Genomic DNA, 17383 nt, shown 5'->3' on the forward strand with positions numbered 1-17383 from the left:
TTTTGGTTACTTTTCTTTGGGCAAGCAAAGAAAAGTGACCCGGCCTCCGGCAGGAGGTCGGAAGCCCGCGGCAGGCGAGCCAGAGTGCGGAAACCTCGCGCCACAGCGAAAGAGCAAAGGCACTGTACCCCGGCCATGGCCGGGATGACGGTGAGGGGAACACGCGTTCCCGCGAGCACCCACCTCTCACCCCAACCCTCTCCCCAAAGGGGAGAGGGAGCAAAACCGCTTACTGCCTTACCGGCTTCACATACGTATTGAACAACTCATCAATACGACGGTACTCGTCATGCCACGAGTCCGGATGCGTGAACCCATGACGCTCCATCGGATACAACGAGATCCAGAAGTTGTTCTTATGCAACTCGATGAAGCGCTGATACATGCGCACCGTGTCGCTGGCCAACACGTTGTCGTCGATCAAACCGTGCTGCATCACCAGCGGATCCTGCAGCTTGTCGGCGTAGTTGATCGGCGAGCTGATCGCATACGACTCGGGATCGAGCTGAGGGTCGTTGAGAATGTTGGAGGTGTATTCGTGGTTGTAGGTGACCCAGTCCGTCACCGGACGCAGGGCGGAACCCGCGGCGAATTCACCCGGTGCGCGCAGCAGTGACATCAGCGTCATGAAGCCGCCATAGCTGCCGCCGTACATGCCGACACGCTTGGGATCCACGCCGCGGTTCTTCACCAGCCAGGCCTTGCCGTCGAGCAGGTCCTCCAGTTCCGGATGGCCCATCTGACGGTAGATCGCCGTGCGCCAGTCGCGGCCGTAACCTTCCGAGGCGCGGTAGTCCACATCGAGCACCACGTAACCCTGCTGCACGAGCAGGTTGTGGAACATCTGTTCGCGGAAGTAGTTGGAGTAGGACAGGGTGACGTTCTGCAGGTAGCCCGCACCGTGAACGAAGATCACCGCGGGGCGCGATGCTGCTTCCGTTGCGTCGGCCGGGCCGTAGTACTTGGCCCAGATGGTGCCCGCGCCATGCGAGGAGGGCATGCCGACGATCTGCGGCTGCAGCCACGCATGCGCGGTGAATGCCGGCTTCATGGTGTTGGTAAGTTCACGCGGCGAACCGCCGGCAGCATCCTGCACGGCAAGCTGCGGCAGCACGTAAGGCGACGAGTGCAGCACGGCAAGCTGGCGGCCATCCGGCGACAGCACGAAGTCGTTCATGCCCTGGTACTGGGTGAGGCGGCTCAGTTCGCCGCCGCCAGCAGGCACGCGATAGACGTCGTAGCTGTACGGCGCGACCTGGTTGGTGCGCAGGTAGAACCACTGGCCGTCATCGCTGAGCACCGGGTGGCTCACTTCGAATTTGCCGCTGGTGAGTGCCCTCGCCCTGCCGTTGAGGCTCTTGCTGAAGAGCTGCGAGTAGCCGGTTTCTTCGCTCAGGTACCACAGTGTGCTGTTGTCCTTGAGCCAGCCGAAATCGTTGAAGCCCCAGTTGATCCACGCCTTGTCGGTCAGACGATGCTGGTTGACCAGCGCGTGCTTGTCGAAATCGACGCTGGCGATCCAGCGATCCTTGTTGTCGATGGCGCGCAGCTGCACTGCCGCGTTCTGGCCGTCGTCGCTCCAAATGATGCCGCCGCCACCGCCATCATCGGCGATGGAAACGATGCGCACGGCGCGCACGTCCGGTGCCTTCAGGGCTTTGGCCTGATCGCTCTTGCCGTCCTTCTCGAGGGCGGCGATGGCCTTGGTGCGCAGATCCTTCAGCGGATCGTCCTTGATGCCCGGCAGGGCATCGGTCTTGAGCGGGTAGAACTTGGCGGCCTTCAGGTCCACCAGCACCAGCGACTGCGGTGCTGGGTCGTAGCGGCCGACATAGGTGCGCGTTTCCTGGCGTTCGGCGTAGCCGGAGTCGGTGACGAAGTGGGTGACTTCGGGCTTGCGACCTTCCTTGGCGTCCTTGGCCTTGGTCACCACCAGCATCCAGCGGCCGTCCGGCGACAATTCGGTATCCATCAGCTCGGCGCCTTCGCCGAGGTAAATGGGCTTGGGCGCGCGGCCGACATCGGCGGCGGCAAGCGCGTCGTCGTTGGCGCGCTGGGCGTCTTTGTCGGACTTGTTCTCGCGCAGCGAACGGAACAGTTCCAGCTGCTGCGCGCCGAGCGCATCGGGCTGCTTGGCCTGCGGGTCTTCGGCGAAACGCAGCACGGCGGCCGGTGCGCTGACACCGGCGACGATGTCGTAAACAAACCAGTTGTTGCCCTGACGGTATTGCAAGTTGCGACCGTCGGCGGAGAAGCGCGGCGCGGATTCTGGCTCAGTGCTGCGAGTGACCTGCACGCGGCGGCCGCTGCCGAGATCCACCATGAAGATGTCGCCATGACGCACGAAGGCGGCGCGCCGGTGCGCGCGGTCGTACACGGCCGGGCCTTCGGCCTGTGCCACGGCGGCCGGGTCGAGCTGGGTGCTCTGGCCGCTGGTCAGATCCACGCGATAGAGATCGCGCACCTTGCTGCCGTCGCGCTTGAGTTCGTAGTAGACGCTACGTCCGTCCACGCTCCAGTAGGGCGATTCCACCGCGGCGCCAATCCAGTCCGGATTGGCCATGATGGTTTCCAGATCCAGCTGCGCACCGTTGGCGGAAGGCGACAGGGCCGCAGCGGGTAACGCGGCGAGGGCGGCTAGGCCGGCGAACAGCATTCGGCGCATGGAGGGCTCCACAGTCAAAACCTTGGAGCATAGCCAAGGCATTCAGGCATTCAAGCGCCGTTGGTCCCGGTTCAATCTAGGAGCCTAGGCAGCTAGTCTTGGGTGTTACCCGGCCGTCTGTGTCGGCCTGCAGGCCGTTGGTGCGTTCGGTGAGATTCTGCGGCGTGCCTTTTGGGCATGCCTCCCGACATTCCCTGCCCCCTGCGAACGCCCATGCACTTGCCTACCGTTGAGACCGAAACCGCCACCCAACCCACCCACAGCGTGCTCTGGTTGCACGGGCTGGGGGCGGATGGCAACGACTTCGCCCCCATCGTGCCGGAGTTGGTGTCGCCGGAGTGGCCGGCGCTGCGCTTTGTGTTTCCCCATGCGCCGGTGCGCCCTGTAACGGTCAACGGCGGCATGCCGATGCGCGCGTGGTACGACATCGTGGGCGTGGATCTGGTGTCACGTCAGGACGAAAGCGGCATGCGCGCCTCGATCGCCAACGTGGAGGCCTTGATCGCCCGCGAGAACGAGCGCGGCGTGCCCACCGCCAACATCCTGCTGGCCGGTTTTTCACAGGGCGGCGCCATTGCGCTCTCGGCTGGCCTGCGCCATGCCGATAAGCTGGGCGGCATCATTGCGCTGTCCACCTATCTGCCGTTGCAGGAGGCTTTTGCCGCCGAACGCAGCGCCGCCAACGCCCAAACGCCGGTATTCTGGGGCCACGGCACCGGTGACCCGATCGTGCCACTGACGCGCGGCGTGGCTTCACGTGACCTGCTGCAGTCGCTGGGCTATCCGGTGTCCTGGCACACCTACCCGATGCCACATTCGGTGTGCGCCGAGGAAGTGGACGATCTGCGTTCGTGGATGACGGCGCGTTTGGCGGGCTGAGCACGCCGCACTTCATCGCCCCCTAGCCCGTCATTCCGGCGCAGGGGGCGGAATGACGAAAGGCTTCGCAGCCCCCATTCCACGCTTCCGGCATACTCCCCCGCATGAGGGGATCCACCACCGAACCGCCTGCGCCTCACCGCGCCGAACATCACGCGCTGCCTGATTTCTGCAGCGGCCCAGTGATTTTTGCGCTGCTGGTGATGGCCGGCATCATGGTCACGGTGATGTCGCTGGCGCCCAACAACAGTCACGGCTGGCGCGGCTACAGCGTGGGCATGCTGTTCGCGGTCTGGCTGGCGCTGGTGATCGGCCTGGCGCTGTGCAAGCTGCGCCCGTGGTTGCAGCGCCTGCCCGGCAACGCTTCGTACGCCAGCGTGTGGTTGGTGATGGTGCTGATCGTGGCCGGTGGCAGTGCCGTGGTGCACTGGGTGGATCAGGCCATTCAGATGGATTTGCTCTACGACACCACCGGCGATTTCGTGATCAACAACATCGCCATCGCTGCCCTGCTCGGCGCCGCCATGTTGCGGTATTTCTATCTGCTGGCGCAGTGGCAGACGCGACTGGCGGCCGTGAGCAAGGCCCAGGTAGCGGCGCTGCAGGCTCGTATTCGTCCGCATTTCCTGTTCAACAGCATGAACACGGTGGCGGCGCTGATTCGCGTCGATCCGGCCGCGGCGGAGCGTACGGTGGAAGATCTCTCCGAGCTTTTCCGCGCCGCGCTGGGTGAACACAGCACGCAGGACGGCACCCTGGGCGACGAGCTGACCCTGGTGGATCGCTATCTGGCCATCGAGCAGCTGCGGCTTGGCCCTCGCTTGCACGTGCAGCGCGAGTGGGATGAGCTGCCTCTCGCTTTCCCGTTGCCGCGACTGTTGCTGCAACCGCTGGTGGAGAACGCCGTGCGCCATGGCATCCAGCCGCTGCGTGAAGGCGGCGAGGTAATTCTGCGCGGCTGGCGGGAGCGCGACGGCATCATCATCGAAATCGACAACCCGCGCGGTGGCGTACCCTCGCAGGGCGGCCACGGCCATGGCCTGGAGAACGTGCGCCAGCGCGTGGCTTATCGTTATGGCCCGCGCGCCCAGGTGCTGGCGGGTCCGATGGGCGACCGCTTTGTGGTGCGCCTGCAACTTCCGGAACACTCAGGCTCTACCGATGCGCGTACTGATCGTTGACGACGAGCCACTGGCTCGCACCCGACTCACCGCCCTGCTCGGCGAAAGCAGCGATGTCGAGGTAGTCGGCAGCGTGGCGGATGGCGAAGCTGCGCTGGAAGCGATCGGCGAGCTTCAGCCCGATCTGCTGCTGCTGGACATCAACATGCCTGGCCTCAGCGGCACCGCGGTGGCGCAACGGCTGGCCGGACGCAAGCGGCCCCAGGTGGTGTTCTGCACGGCCTACGAAAGCCACGCCTTGCACGCATTCGAGCTCGGTGCGGTGGACTATCTGCTGAAACCGGTACGGCTGGAGCGGCTCAACGAGGCTCTGCAGCGTGCGCGCCAGCGTCTGCTGCAAACACCGCGCGAAACCACCAGCTATCTGCATGGCCGCTTGCGCGGCGAGCAGGTGCGCGTGGCGCTGAACGATGTGATCTGCCTGCAAGCCGAGGAGAAATACGTGGTGGTTCAGCACCGCGGCGGCCAACTGCTGCTGGAAGAATCGCTGCGGCAACTGGAAGAAACCTATCCTGAGGCGCTGATTCGCCTGCATCGCAATTGCCTGGTGCCGTCGCAACGGCTGGTCGGCCTGAAAACGCTCACCGACGGCCGCGTACTGGCGCGGCTCAGCGGCACTGAACTCACGCCGGAAGTCAGCCGGCGCAACCTGCCGACGCTGCGCAAGCTGCTGCGCATGGGTTAAGGCAACGCTGATGAAGTATCGCCGTCGTCACCAGCCCTGTCTGTTCGCAGGTCACAGGGCCATTGGCGCACGCGGAGAGCAGCCATGGATGGCTGCGGCCTTGAGGAGCGAGGAAAGCAGACTGGCCGTCTGTCGAGCCAAGGGACCGAAGGCCTGCGGACAGACAGGGCTGGCCCCAACGTATTGAATTTAGAGTGGCGGGGTGATGTCTGGAAGGCCCGCAGGCTGCGCCGCGCGGCTTGGCAAGACGGCCAGTCTTCCCGGCACCACGCGACACAGCCTGCCGGCCTTCCAGACATCATGACGGCGGCGATACTTCATCAGCGTTGCCTTAGCCGCCATGCGACGACGTGCAACGGGAAAAACCACTGCGCGGACGGTCTGGATTACGCGACAATGGCATTCCCCGACGACGCGACGCGCGACGCCTCCACCGAGATCACCATGACGCCATCCATCCTGCGTATTGCTACCCGCAAGAGCGCTCTCGCCCTGTGGCAGGCCGAACACGTTGCCGCCGAGCTGCGTGCCACGCATCCCGGTTTGGCGGTGGATTTGGTGCCGATGTCCACGCGGGGCGATGAGATTATCGACAAGCCGTTGGCCGACATTGGCGGCAAGGGCCTGTTTCTGAAAGAACTCGAAGTGGCCATGCTGGAAGGCCGCGCCGACCTCGCCGTGCATTCGCTGAAGGACGTGCCGGCGGAGCTGGAGCCGGGCTTCGCGCTGCCCGCCATCCTGCCGCGCGCCGATGCGGCAGACGCCTTCATCAGCAACGATTACGCCGACCTCGCGGCGCTGCCTCTCGGCGCGCGCGTGGGTACGTCGTCGCTGCGTCGCCAGGCGCAGCTCCGCGCGGTTCGGCCTGACCTCACCCTGCTGGATCTCCGCGGCAATGTCGGTACGCGACTGTCCAAGCTCGATGCCGGTCATTACGACGCCATCCTGCTGGCCTGTTCAGGGCTGGAACGGTTGGGGTTGTCCTCGCGGATTCGCGGTCGCCTTAGCGCACCGGACTGGCTGCCGGCGGCGGGGCAGGCGGCCATTGCCATTGAGGCGCGCGCTGACCAACCCGCCGTGCTGGATCTGCTGGCCGCACTGGACGATGCGCAAACCCGTCTCGCTGTCACCGCCGAGCGCGCGATGAACCACGCCTTGGGCGGCAGCTGCACGGTGCCGGTGGGTGCGTGGTGCACGGTGACCGAACACGGCCTGCACTTGCGCGGCATGGTGGGGGACGTGCGTAGCGGTCGCCTGATTCTGGCCGAAGCACAGGCGGACGGTGATCAGGCGGAGGCGCTGGGCAAGCGCGTGGCCGAGGCCTTGTTTGAACAAGGCGCCGGCCCATTGCTGCACCGCTAAGCATGTCCCTGTAGGAGCGCACTTGTGCGCGACCAACCTGCGATTCGGCATCGACGAAGCGCTGCCGTCGCGCACAAGTGCGCTCCTACAAGGGTGCTTTGAGGCGTCTTAGAAGTTGTAGACCAGGTTGGTGGTCACCAGCGTATCGGTGTTGTCCGTGCCCGGCTGCACGTCGCTGTTGTAGCGCACCTGATAACCGAGCTTGAGCGCCATTTTGCGGGTCATGCTGACCGACAGGCCGATGTCGTTCTGGTAGTACTTGTTCTTCGAGCCTGCTTCCACCAGCAGCGTGTCTTCCAGCGCGGTGTTGTCGGTGAGGCGCTGCTTGTAGTTCACCAGGCCACGGCCGACGGCTTCGCTCTGCGTGTCCTGTCGAACATTGCTGGTCACGCCGTTCACCTGCTCGGTGACATCCGCCGGGCGATAGCGCTTGTAACCGGGGCCGACTTCGAACGACAGCTCGGTGCTGTTGGTCTTCAGCGCGATGTAGCCATAGCCCACCGAGATAATGCCCTGCCACAGGTTGGCGCCGAAATCGTCGTGCTCATAACGGGCCGCGGTGACGATGTAGCTGCGCGGGTCAAGCTTGTAGCCCACGGAAGCGCCGGTGTCGTAGCGATTGGCGGTGGTTTCCAGGCGATCCACCTGGTTGCCGGACTGGTCAATCACCTTCACTTCGCCCTTGGAGCGCAGGCCGTTGAGGAAGAAGTTGTTCTTCCACATGTCGTTTTCCTGGGCCAGGCCGAGCTTGGCGTTGATGTTCTCCGAGCGGGAGTTGCCGTAGGAGGACGCGAAGCCGAACTCACCGGATCCGGACCAGCCACCGTTGTCGGAAGGGTTGGAAGCGGCTGTGGCGGCCGGTGCATCGTCGGCCTGCGCGCCAAAACTCACCAGCGCCGCGAGCAGAGCGCCCGCCATCAGGGTCTTCTTCATCGAGAATTGTTCCTTTTTCGTTAAACAAAAGCAGGCCGCCACCATAGCGAGGCGGATTGAACTCCCTCTGAACAGGGCGCTCTTCGTGGGGGAAAAATGGCGTCAGATGGCCATTCAGCGGCTATCGGGGAGTGCCGCCAGGGCTCCATCATACAAACTCAGCTCGGTGGCCATACCGACACTGCCACTGACGGCCGCCACGGCGGCGATGACCAGATGCCCGCCAATGAAGCTCACCAGCATCAGCGCGATGCAAGGCACCGCATAGGCGAGGAACGCTGCCAGATAACGGCGCGGCTGCAGTTCCAGCCGTGAGCGTGAGCCCATCACCCGCTGCAGCGCCGCTTGCCAGCGCAAGTTTTCTACCAGCCCACGCAGCAAGGCCAGCATCAACAGAGTGACGATCCATGCCAACGATTGTCCCGGGCGATCACTGCCTTCCTGCCCGGTCGCGCACATCCACAGCCACAGGCCGCCTCCGTACGTCGCCGAAACGACGCGGCTGAGCGGCAACTGCGTCGCCAGATGGATATCGATGCCCGGTGCCTGACGCCTCGCATCACCTTGGGCGGTCATGATCAAACTGCACAGACTGCACAGGGTCAGCGCCGAGCCGGCCAGGCGAGTTGCCCAGAAGGCGTTGTCGCCTCGGGCCAACCCAGCCACAGCCAAGGCAGGCAACACGGTGGCGAGCGTAATCAACGCCTGCCGCGTGGGTCGTGTGCCCTTGCCTATGTGCCACCCGTTCCAGACCGGCATCCAACGCGTATGCAAGCAAGCTGCAAGTAGCCCAAGCCCTACCAGCACGGCGCCCAGCGCCAGCGGCACCAGCGCGTCGCCACGACCATCCGGGTACACGCCCACCGCCAGCAATAGCCCGAGCAGCATCCAGATGCCCAAACCGCTGTAGGCGAATACGTGCAATAGCGTGGCACCCAGCGTCCGCGGCGGGGGAGGTGCAGTGGCCTGCTGGCTGTCGAGAGCCTTGCTCCAGTGGGCTTCTTGGCGCGACTTCATGAGCGTGGTGTCTTCTCTGCGTGAACGGTGGATCACATGCGTGGGACCGTTGCGTGGTCCAATGTGATTCCACCCCTTGATGGACTTGCAGCTGTAGCCAACCGTGCGCATGCTACGCGGAGGCTGCCGTCGAAAATCATTTCATGGATCGTTACGAGCGCATTCTGACCCTGCACCGATTGCTCAAGTCGGCGCATTACCCCGTGCCTCTGCCTCGCCTGATGGACGAGCTGGAGTGCTCGCGAGCCACGCTTTACCGCGACGTCGCGTTTCTTCGCGATGCGCTTGGCGCGCCTATCGAAAGTGCGGGCGGCGAACACGCCGCATTCCGCTACGCGGTAGGCGAGGGCGAGCGTTTCGAGTTGCCGGGATTGTGGCTGACCTCTGATGAACTCGCGGCGCTGCTTGCGCTCAACGAGCTGATCGGGCGCAGCGGACCGGGCGTACTTGCCGGAGCACTTGCTCCGTTCAAGGCACGCATCGAGCACTTGTTGTCCGATCAAGGCAGCGGCAAGGCGTTGCCGATTGAACGCATCCGCGTGATTGCATGGGGTGAGCGCAAGCTCGACCAGCAAGTGTTCCGCGTGGTGGCCGGCGCCGTGCTTGAACGCAAGCAGCTGCGCTTCCGCTATCGCGCACGCACCACCAATTCCGACAGTCATCGCAAGGTGTCGCCACAGCGGCTGACGCATTACCGCGACAACTGGTACCTGGATGTGTGGGATCACGACCGCGAGGCGCTGCGCAGCTTCGCCGTCGATCGCATTGCCGAACCGCAGGCGCTGGACGAACCTGCACGCGACGTCACCGAGCAGGAGCTCAACGACGCACTCGCCTCCAGCTACGGCATCTTCGCCGGCAAACCCAAGGCCTGGGCCACTCTGCGCTTCTCGCAGCACGCCGCGCGCTGGGTCGCCGATGAGCATTGGCATTCGCAGCAGAAGGGCGAGTGGCTGCCGGACGGCCGCTACGAGTTGCAGGTGCCCTATTCCAATTCCAAGGAACTGCTGATGGACGTGCTCAAGTACGGCCCGGATGCCGAAGTGGTTGCGCCGCTCTCGCTGCGCGAAGAGCTGAAGATCCAACTGCAGCTGGCGCTGGGTAGCTATAAGTGACAGAAGTGAGTAAACAGGAGTGAGAAGTGAGACGTAGGCGGAACGCCCTCTCTCACTCCTCACTTCTCTCCATTCACTTCTCATCTTGTCACGCATGAGCTCTACCGACATCGCCGATCCCTCTCCTTCGCCTTCCGCTGCGACCTCTACCCGCAAACCGACCGTTGCACTCGCACTTGGTTCCGGCGGCGCGAAAGGTTTGGCGCATATCGGTGCCATCGAGGAGATTCAGGCACAGGGCTACGAGATCGTCGCCATCGCCGGCACCTCGATGGGTGCGGTGATCGGCGGTATCTATGCTGCGGGCAAGCTGAGCGTGTATCGCGACTGGGTGTGCTCGCTGGCCAAGATGGATGTGCTGAAGCTGGTCGACTGGACACTGTCGGGTGGCGGGCTGATCAAGGGCGAACGCATCATCGGCACGTTGCGCGACTTGATCGGCGATGTCGTTATCGAAGAATTGCCGATCGCCTTCACTGCCGTGGCCACCGACCTCGATCGCGAACGTGAGGTGTGGCTGACGCGTGGCCCGCTGTTCGATGCGATACGTGCATCGATCGCCATACCTACGGTGTTCCGTCCGCAGACACTGTCGGATCGGCGGCTGGTCGACGGCGGGTTGCTCAATCCCGTGCCAGTCACGCCGCTGATCCGCGAATCGGCGGACTACCTCTTTGCAGTGAGCATGGATGGTCCGGTCGACAGCACGGTACCGGTCCAAATGCCGGCCGCTTCCATGGAACCATCCAGCAACCAGCGGACTCGCATCAGCGAGTTCATCGGCAAGCTGATGCCCAATGGCAACGACAAGCCGCGCGAACCCGGCGTGCTGGAGTTGCTTACGCAGTCGATGGATCTGATGCAGGCCAATCTTTCACGCCTGCGCCTGGCGGCCTATGAACCGGACTTGCTGATACGCATGCCGCGCAACGTGGCTACCGTGTACGAGTTCTATCGCGCTCGCGAACTAATTGAACTGGGTCGCGCGCAGGCGCGACGCATGCTGACCGGCTGGCAGCCGACGCACCGTGGGCATTACGCACCCATGCCTTGATGGAATCAGTGCGGCCCGTGTGCCTTGAGCCAGGCGTCGAGGTAGCACTTCAACGCGACCGCGTTGTTGTGTTCGTCATCGCGTGCGCCGTAGAGCAGGGTGATGCGTCGGCGCGAGGCTTTGGTAGCCAGTGGCTGCCAGTATTCGGAGGTGCCATCGAGTTCCGTCGCGTAGCGGTGGCGAAAAGCCTCCCAGCGTGCGGGATCATGGCCAAACCATTTGCGTAGCGCTGACGAGGGCGCCAGCTCCTTGGACCACGCATCGAGTGCGGCGTCTTCCTTCTTCAAGCCTCGCGGCCAGAGCCGATCGACCAGGACACGATAACCGTCGCTCGTGGCGGCAGGCTCATACACGCGCTTGATGACGATGGTCATGAACGGGCGGCCTCCCAAAAGGGGAATCATCAGCATACGCCGATGAACGACCTGTCACGAGCCGCCCGCGTCCTCGAGGGACTTAGATCTCTTCGACCTGGGTCACCTTGCCACGGCGCATCAGCCAGGCCACGCCACGCAGGTCGGCGATGCCCACCCACAGGCGATCGAGCATGCCGTACTTGGAGGTGCCGGCGGTGCGAGGACGGTGACCGACCGGCACGCTGGTGCTCTGGAAACCCGCGCGCTTCACCAGCGCCGGCAGGTAGCGGTGCATGTGGTCGAAGTAGGGCAAGCGCATGAACACGTCGCGATCGAACAGCTTGAGGCCACAGCCGGTATCCGGCGTGCTGTCTTTGAGCATGCGCGAACGCACGGCATTGGCGATCTTGGACGAGATGCGCTTGTTGAAGCTGTCACGGCGCGTGGTGCGCCAGCCGGCGAACAGGCGCACGTTGGGCTGTGCCTGGTCGCGTTCGGCGAGCAGCTTGGGGATGTCGGCCGGATCGTTCTGGCCGTCGCCGTCGAGCGTGGCGATCCACGGCGAGCGCGCGGCACGAACGCCATTCCACACGGCGGTGCTCTGACCGCTGCGGGTCAGGTGGCGCACGACGCGCAGCTCCGGGTATTTGGTTTTTTCTGCGGCAAGCACGGCCACGCTGTCGTCGCTGGAGTCGTCGTCCACGTACACAATCTCGAAGTCGGCCTTGCCACGCAGGGCGGCGGCGATTTCGGCGAGCAGCGGCGGGATGTTGTCGCGCTCGTTGAATACAGGCACGACGACGGACAATTGGGGCATGGGGTGAGCCTTATCTTGAAGCAGGGGGCGCTTGGCGCCAGGGCGCTATTCTAGTGGGTGGGAGGCGTGGCGTCAGGATCGGGGGTGTTCCATGCGCAGGATGGCGATGACATTCAGCGATTTTGACCGCGTTTTCGCGCATGAACGCCACTTCTCCCTCTCCCCTTTGGGGCACGCGGAGAGTGGCCATGGATGGCCGCGGCTTTGAGGAGCGAGGAGAGGGCTGGGGTGAGGGGCCACTCTTGCCCCACCTTTTCATAAGCACCGTCACCCCGGCGCAGGCCGGGGTCCAGTGACTTTGCACTTGGTTTTAGCGTCTCCGCCAGCTTGCCGCCTACGACGCAAAGCTAGTCCCCGTGGGACGCGGCGGGCGTTTCGATCGCCCGACACGCGATGCGGCTACACGCGCAACGCGCCATCGCGAAGAGGACTTAAAGCAGCGCGGCGCGGCCCTGAGCTTTTCCCTCTCAGCTCCCTCTCCCCTTGCGGCGACCCGAAGGTAGTCCCTGTGGTAGAGAGGGCCGGGGAGAGGGGTCAATCTTGCCCCAGTCACCCACACCATCAACTCAACGGATCTTGCCCAGAATCCCGTCCAGCTCATCATTGCTGTGATAGTGGATCACCAGCTTGCCGCGACCACCGCGGCCATGCGCCACTTCCACACGGGTGGCGAAGCGATCAGCCAGTTCGCGTTCCAGCGCATCGATATTCGGATCGCGTGCCGGTGCATGCTTGGCTTTGCCCTTCGGCGCGGTCTGCGCACGACGGGCGGCTTCTTCCAGCTCGCGCACGCTCCAGCCTTTGCGGGCGGCTTCCAGCGCCAGGCCTTCGGCCATGCTTTCCGGCAAGGTGATCAGGCAACGGGCATGGCCCATTTCCAGTTTGCTTTCATCGAGCAGGCGCTTGATCGATACCGGCAGCTCGGTGAGGCGCAGCAGATTCGAAACGGCGGCACGCGAGCGACCCACGGCATCGGCAGCCTGCTGGTGCGTCAGATCGAAATCATCGATGAGGCGCTTGAGGGCGTCGGCTTCTTCCAGCGGGGTGAGGTCCTGGCGCTGGATGTTTTCGATCAGCGCCATGGCCGGCACGGCCACTTCCGGCACGTCCTTCACCAGCACCGGCAGTTCGTGGAGCTGCGCGCGCTGGGCTGCGCGCCAGCGGCGTTCGCCGGCGATCAGCTCGTAGCTGTTTTTGCCGATGGCGCGAACCACCACCGGCTGAATCAGACCCTGGGCACGAATGGAGGCAGCCAGGTCTTCTAGCGCTTCTTCGTTCCAGTGGCGGCGCGGCTGGTATTTGCCGGGCTGGATCTGCTGAATCGGCAGCGTGCGCAGCTCGCCTTCCTGTTCCAGCACCGACGGCTTGCCGGGTTCGTCAACGCTACCCAGCAGGGCATCGAGCCCACGTCCCAGGCCCCGTTTTTTCGCAGCAGACATGCTTACTCCTGATGGATGTCGACGATGTCGTCGAGCGTCTCGTCTGAGTCTTCGTGCAGCATCGGCGTCACCACCTCGTGTGCCTGATCCTGCTGGGCATTGAGCCCTCGCTCGCGACGAATCATTTCGCCGGCCAGCCCGATATAGGCAATGGCGCCGCGCGAGCTGCGGTCGTACAGGTGGATCGGCTGACCGTGGCTGGGCGCTTCGGCCAGGCGGACGTTGCGCGGAATGATGGAGCGCAGCACCTTGTCGCCGAAGTGCGAGGTGAGTTGTGCGGACACTTCGTTGCCGAGGTTGTTGCGCACGTCGTACATGGTGCGCAGCAGGCCTTCGATTTCCAGCGTGGGATTGAGGCGCTGACGCACGGCCTTCACCGTGTCGAGCAGGCTGGAAAGACCTTCCAGCGCAAAGTATTCGCACTGCACCGGAACCAGCAAACCATGGGCTGCCGTCAACGCGTTGAGCGTGAGCAGGTGCAGCGTCGGCGGGCAGTCGATGAGGATGGTGTCATAGCGATCGGCCACCTTGGCCAGCTGTTCCTTGAGCCGGCTTTCGCGGGCAATCGCGTCCATCAGCTTCAATTCGGCGGCGGTGAGGTCGCCGTTGCCGGGCAACAGGTCGTAGTTCGCCTCGGTTCTGACGATGGCCTTCTCGATCGGCGCTTCGTCCAGCAGCACTTCGCAGCCGTTCGGCTTGGCCTCGTGCTTGTCCACGCCCGACGCCATGGTGGCGTTGCCCTGTGGATCGAGATCGATCAGCAGCACGCGGCGCTTGGCGGCAGCCAGCGCGGCGGCGAGATTGACGGCGGTGGTGGTTTTGCCCACACCACCTTTTTGGTTGGCGACAGCGATGATGCGAGCCATGGTGTCGTCGATACCGTGAACGAGTGAAAAGGGGGCTAGATTAGCAGCCTGTTTGATCGGCTGTACGGCCTAGCACCACGAGATGGCGCTCGCCGCCCACATCGGGGACTTTCAGGGTGTGAATCGCGCGCACCTCGAAACCGCCGGGCATATCGGCCAGCTCATCCTCGGGGTGCTTACCCTTCATCGCCAGCCAGGTGCCGTCCTTGGTCAAAAGGTGACCACCCCAGTCCAACATATCGCGCAGGCTGGCGAACGCGCGGGCAGTGATGCAATCGAACTGACCTTCCACCTCTTCGACCCGCGACTGCACGGCACGCACGTTCTCAAGCTTGAGTGAGCGAATGGCTTCGCGAAGGAAGCGAACCTTTTTGCCGTTGGAATCCACCAGCAAGACCTGACGCTCCGGCGTGGCGATGGCCAGGGGTATGCCCGGCAGGCCTGGCCCGGTGCCCAGATCCGCCAGCGAGTTGCCGTGCACGTACGGCAGGATGGCCAGCGAATCGACCAGATGACGGCTGATCATCTCGGCAGGGTCGCGGATGGCGGTGAGGTTGTAGGTGGCATTCCAGCGCGCCAGCAGTGCCTGGTAATCGAGCAGACGCTCCACGGCACCATCCGGCAACTGCACGCCCAGCGAGGCGATGCCGCGTTCGAGCCGGGTTTGCAGATCGTGGCGGGAGGTCATGAGGGGAACGCCTTGGTGAAACGGGGTCGCAAGTATCCGGGTAGGGCGCGCTGGATGCCAGTTTCGGGGGTGCTCACTGTAGGAGCGCACTTGTGCGCGACCGCACCACCCAACCTTGCCACCGGCTGTCAGGCTTGTCGCGCACAAGTGCGCTCCTACAACAGTCAAAGAAAAACCCGCCGAAGCGGGTTTAAACGGTCTCCCCTGTGGCGGGCGCTCTAAGGCCACCTTCGCCATGGGCCTGCCGGCTTTAGGGCCGATCAGGCAAATTCCAGCTCCACACGCGTCACCATCATGCCGCGCTCGCGCAGGGCGCCATTCATGCTCTGCTTGAGGCGGGAGCTCAGATCGCGGCGATCCGTGCCGTAGACCTCCGGCTCCTTGCGCAGCGCAGCCAGTGCGCCGCCACGAATCAGCTGGTCGGCCTGCTCGATCACAGCGTCGGCGCGCTCGGGCTCAAGCACCTGCCAATACACCGTGCCGCGCACGTCGTGGGCGTCAGGCAGCAACTCTTCAAAACGAAGGACCTGGCCGCTCAGATCGATGCGGTGCTCCACGCGGTCAATCAGCGGGAGGGTCATATGGGTACCCGGCTGCAACAGGCGATACGGGCGGCCCCTGCGATAGAGGCTATGCACCTGGTCGGCCGGCACACGCTTGATCGCGCTTGCAAACATCGCGATCAGAGCCAGGACAACGAGTGTAATCAGGGCATTCATGGCAATAAAAACAGCTAGTTATGTATGGAATCTTCGCAAGAGACTGTAGGTTGATAGTACAGCCGGTTGCGCCCCCTTGGATTAATCCTAATTTAACGGCGAACTAAGGACTTTTTACAATCCGTCATTCGGGTTAAGTCGTTGAATCTGTGAACCCTTTGGCAGGCACGGGTGACCATGCATCGACCGGGCCAGTTGTGGTGCTGGACGGTGGGTTTGTCCTAGTGCGGAGGGGGTACGGCGAGATGGGAGAGGGAACTGAGCGGCTGGCGGCGGAACTGGGACGAGAGTGCCCCCTCTCCCACACAGGGAGATTGAGCAAAGGCGAAGAGCTAAGAGCGATGCCGCATGCCTTAAGTCCTCTCCGCGACGGCGCGTTGCGGTGTAGCTCCGAGGCATGTCGTGCGATCGTGACGATCCGGGCTTCGCAGCGGCCAAGGCTCGTATTCAACACGACGCTACGACAACCCCGCTCTTGAGGCCGTTTTCTTTGGGTTACTTTTCTTTTGGGCCAGCAAAAGAAAAGTGACTCGAGCGCCGGCAGGCGATCGAAACGCCCGCCGCGTAGGCGGCACCCTGGCGGGATCGCCACAATCAAATACCGAGGCTCTGGACCCCGGCCTGCGCCGGGGTGACTGTGCTTATGAAAAGGTGGGGCAAGAGTGGCCCCTCACCCCAACCCTCTCCCCAACGGGGAGAGGGAGCAAAAAGCGCGCGCTCCGTTGCGGAGCGACAACACCACTTAAAACTTACCCGCCCGAAAGTCCGCAATAGCCTCGTGAATCTGCTCCGGCGTATTCATCACAAACGGTCCATAACGAGCAACGCTCTCGTTGAGCGGATGCCCCGCCACCAGCAACACACGCGCCGCCGAATCACGCCCAACAATGCGCAATGAACCACTGCGCCCCAACACCGCCAATTCACTGCGCGCCAGCGACTCTCCTGCCACCTCCGCATCCTTGCCATCAAACACGTAAGCGAAACCAACGTGGCCTTCCGGCAACGGAATGGTGACCGACGCACCCGGCTGCACTGAGATATCCAGATAGATCGGCTGCGTGACGATCTCCGCCACCGGCCCAATCACGCCGTCGAACTCACCGGCAATCACCTTTATTTCGACACCTTCGGAAGGACGCGCTACAGGAATGCGCTCAGGGCCGATGTCCTGATAGCGCGGCGCGATCATCTTGTCCTTCGCCGGCAGGTTCACCCACAGCTGGAAGCCCCACATCAGGCCATCTTCCTGCTCCGGCATTTCCGAATGCAGAATGCCGCGGCCAGCCGTCATCCACTGCACGCTGCCCGCCACCAGATCGCCACTGTTGCCGTGGTTGTCGTGGTGCTTCATATGGCCCGCAAGCATGTAGGTCACGGTTTCAAAACCGCGATGCGGATGCTCCGGGAATCCGGCGATGTAATCACCCGCCTGATCGGAACGGAATTCGTCCAGCAACAGGAACGGATCGAGCATATCCAGGCCCGGCTGGCCGATGACGCGCTTGAGCTTGACGCCAGCGCCATCGGACGTGTCGATTCCGCGAATGCGGCGAACAATGCTGCGCTCAGTCATGGCTGGTCTCCTAATGGACTGACCACATGAT

The 17383-nt window shown here is 63.5% G+C and carries 16 protein-coding genes; 6 read left to right on the top strand and 10 right to left on the bottom strand.

Features of this window, described 5'->3' with window-relative positions:
- Positions 1 to 229: 229 nt before the first annotated feature.
- Positions 230 to 2665, bottom strand: a complete 2436-nt coding sequence (locus AC0GUR_RS16230) for a S9 family peptidase (protein WP_472878543.1) — start codon at positions 2663 to 2665, stop codon at positions 230 to 232.
- Between the two features lie 213 nt (positions 2666 to 2878).
- Here AC0GUR_RS16230 and AC0GUR_RS16235 point away from each other — a divergent pair, with 213 nt between their 5' ends.
- The 4 genes from AC0GUR_RS16235 (at position 2879) to hemC (ending at position 6772) form a co-directional block, all read left to right on the top strand.
- Positions 2879 to 3544 carry an alpha/beta hydrolase gene (locus AC0GUR_RS16235; protein ID WP_472878544.1) on the top strand — a complete coding sequence of 222 codons (666 nt, stop codon included), beginning with the start codon at positions 2879 to 2881 and terminating at the stop codon, positions 3542 to 3544.
- A gap of 104 nt (positions 3545 to 3648) precedes the next feature.
- Complete coding sequence (locus AC0GUR_RS16240) at positions 3649 to 4725, top strand: sensor histidine kinase (protein ID WP_472878545.1); 1077 nt, start codon at positions 3649 to 3651, stop codon at positions 4723 to 4725.
- Positions 4706 to 5410 carry a LytR/AlgR family response regulator transcription factor gene (locus tag AC0GUR_RS16245; protein ID WP_472878546.1) on the top strand — a complete coding sequence of 235 codons (705 nt, stop codon included), beginning with the start codon at positions 4706 to 4708 and terminating at the stop codon, positions 5408 to 5410. The genes AC0GUR_RS16240 and AC0GUR_RS16245 overlap by 20 nt, the downstream gene beginning before the upstream one ends.
- A 444-nt stretch (positions 5411 to 5854) precedes the next feature.
- Complete coding sequence (gene hemC, locus AC0GUR_RS16250) at positions 5855 to 6772, top strand: hydroxymethylbilane synthase (protein ID WP_472878706.1); 918 nt, start codon at positions 5855 to 5857, stop codon at positions 6770 to 6772.
- 108 nt (positions 6773 to 6880) lie between these two features.
- Here the strand turns inward: hemC and AC0GUR_RS16255 are convergent, their stop codons facing one another.
- Together AC0GUR_RS16255 and AC0GUR_RS16260 are read right to left on the bottom strand one after the other, a co-directional pair.
- Entirely contained in the window at positions 6881 to 7705 is an 825-nt protein-coding gene (locus tag AC0GUR_RS16255; RefSeq protein ID WP_472878547.1) for a DUF481 domain-containing protein, read from the bottom strand.
- 114 nt (positions 7706 to 7819) lie between these two features.
- A complete protein-coding gene (locus AC0GUR_RS16260) occupies positions 7820 to 8722 on the bottom strand; it encodes a hypothetical protein (RefSeq protein ID WP_472878548.1) in 903 nt (300 codons plus the stop codon).
- A 143-nt stretch (positions 8723 to 8865) separates the two neighbouring features.
- Here AC0GUR_RS16260 and AC0GUR_RS16265 point away from each other — a divergent pair, with 143 nt between their 5' ends.
- Both AC0GUR_RS16265 and AC0GUR_RS16270 read left to right on the top strand, forming a co-directional pair.
- Positions 8866 to 9837, top strand: a complete 972-nt coding sequence (locus tag AC0GUR_RS16265; protein ID WP_472878549.1) for a helix-turn-helix transcriptional regulator — start codon at positions 8866 to 8868, stop codon at positions 9835 to 9837.
- A gap of 94 nt (positions 9838 to 9931) precedes the next feature.
- Positions 9932 to 10891 (top strand): patatin-like phospholipase family protein, encoded by a 960-nt coding sequence (locus AC0GUR_RS16270; RefSeq protein ID WP_472878550.1) that lies wholly within the window; start codon positions 9932 to 9934, stop codon positions 10889 to 10891.
- A 5-nt stretch (positions 10892 to 10896) separates the two neighbouring features.
- Here AC0GUR_RS16270 and AC0GUR_RS16275 read toward each other — a convergent pair whose 3' ends face one another.
- From AC0GUR_RS16275 to AC0GUR_RS16305, 7 genes are all read right to left on the bottom strand, one after another.
- On the bottom strand, positions 10897 to 11265 hold the full coding sequence (locus tag AC0GUR_RS16275) for a DUF488 domain-containing protein (RefSeq protein WP_472878551.1): 369 nt from the start codon (positions 11263 to 11265) through the stop codon (positions 10897 to 10899).
- Between the two features lie 82 nt (positions 11266 to 11347).
- On the bottom strand, positions 11348 to 12064 hold the full coding sequence (locus tag AC0GUR_RS16280; RefSeq protein ID WP_472878552.1) for a glycosyltransferase: 717 nt from the start codon (positions 12062 to 12064) through the stop codon (positions 11348 to 11350).
- 566 nt (positions 12065 to 12630) lie between these two features.
- Positions 12631 to 13503: a ParB/RepB/Spo0J family partition protein gene (locus AC0GUR_RS16285; RefSeq protein WP_472878553.1), complete on the bottom strand. Its 873-nt coding sequence runs from the start codon at positions 13501 to 13503 to the stop codon at positions 12631 to 12633.
- 2 nt (positions 13504 to 13505) lie between these two features.
- Entirely contained in the window at positions 13506 to 14369 is an 864-nt protein-coding gene (locus AC0GUR_RS16290) for a ParA family protein (protein ID WP_472878554.1), read from the bottom strand.
- 40 nt (positions 14370 to 14409) lie between these two features.
- Positions 14410 to 15057, bottom strand: a complete 648-nt coding sequence (gene rsmG, locus AC0GUR_RS16295; RefSeq protein ID WP_472878555.1) for a 16S rRNA (guanine(527)-N(7))-methyltransferase RsmG — start codon at positions 15055 to 15057, stop codon at positions 14410 to 14412.
- Positions 15058 to 15317: 260 nt separating this feature from the next.
- Positions 15318 to 15776: an SPFH domain-containing protein gene (locus AC0GUR_RS16300; RefSeq protein ID WP_472878556.1), complete on the bottom strand. Its 459-nt coding sequence runs from the start codon at positions 15774 to 15776 to the stop codon at positions 15318 to 15320.
- A gap of 742 nt (positions 15777 to 16518) precedes the next feature.
- Positions 16519 to 17352 (bottom strand): pirin family protein, encoded by an 834-nt coding sequence (locus AC0GUR_RS16305; protein WP_472878557.1) that lies wholly within the window; start codon positions 17350 to 17352, stop codon positions 16519 to 16521.
- Positions 17353 to 17383 lie beyond the last annotated feature (31 nt).

The organism is Dyella sp. PARNA 12/25 (assembly GCF_055702865.1).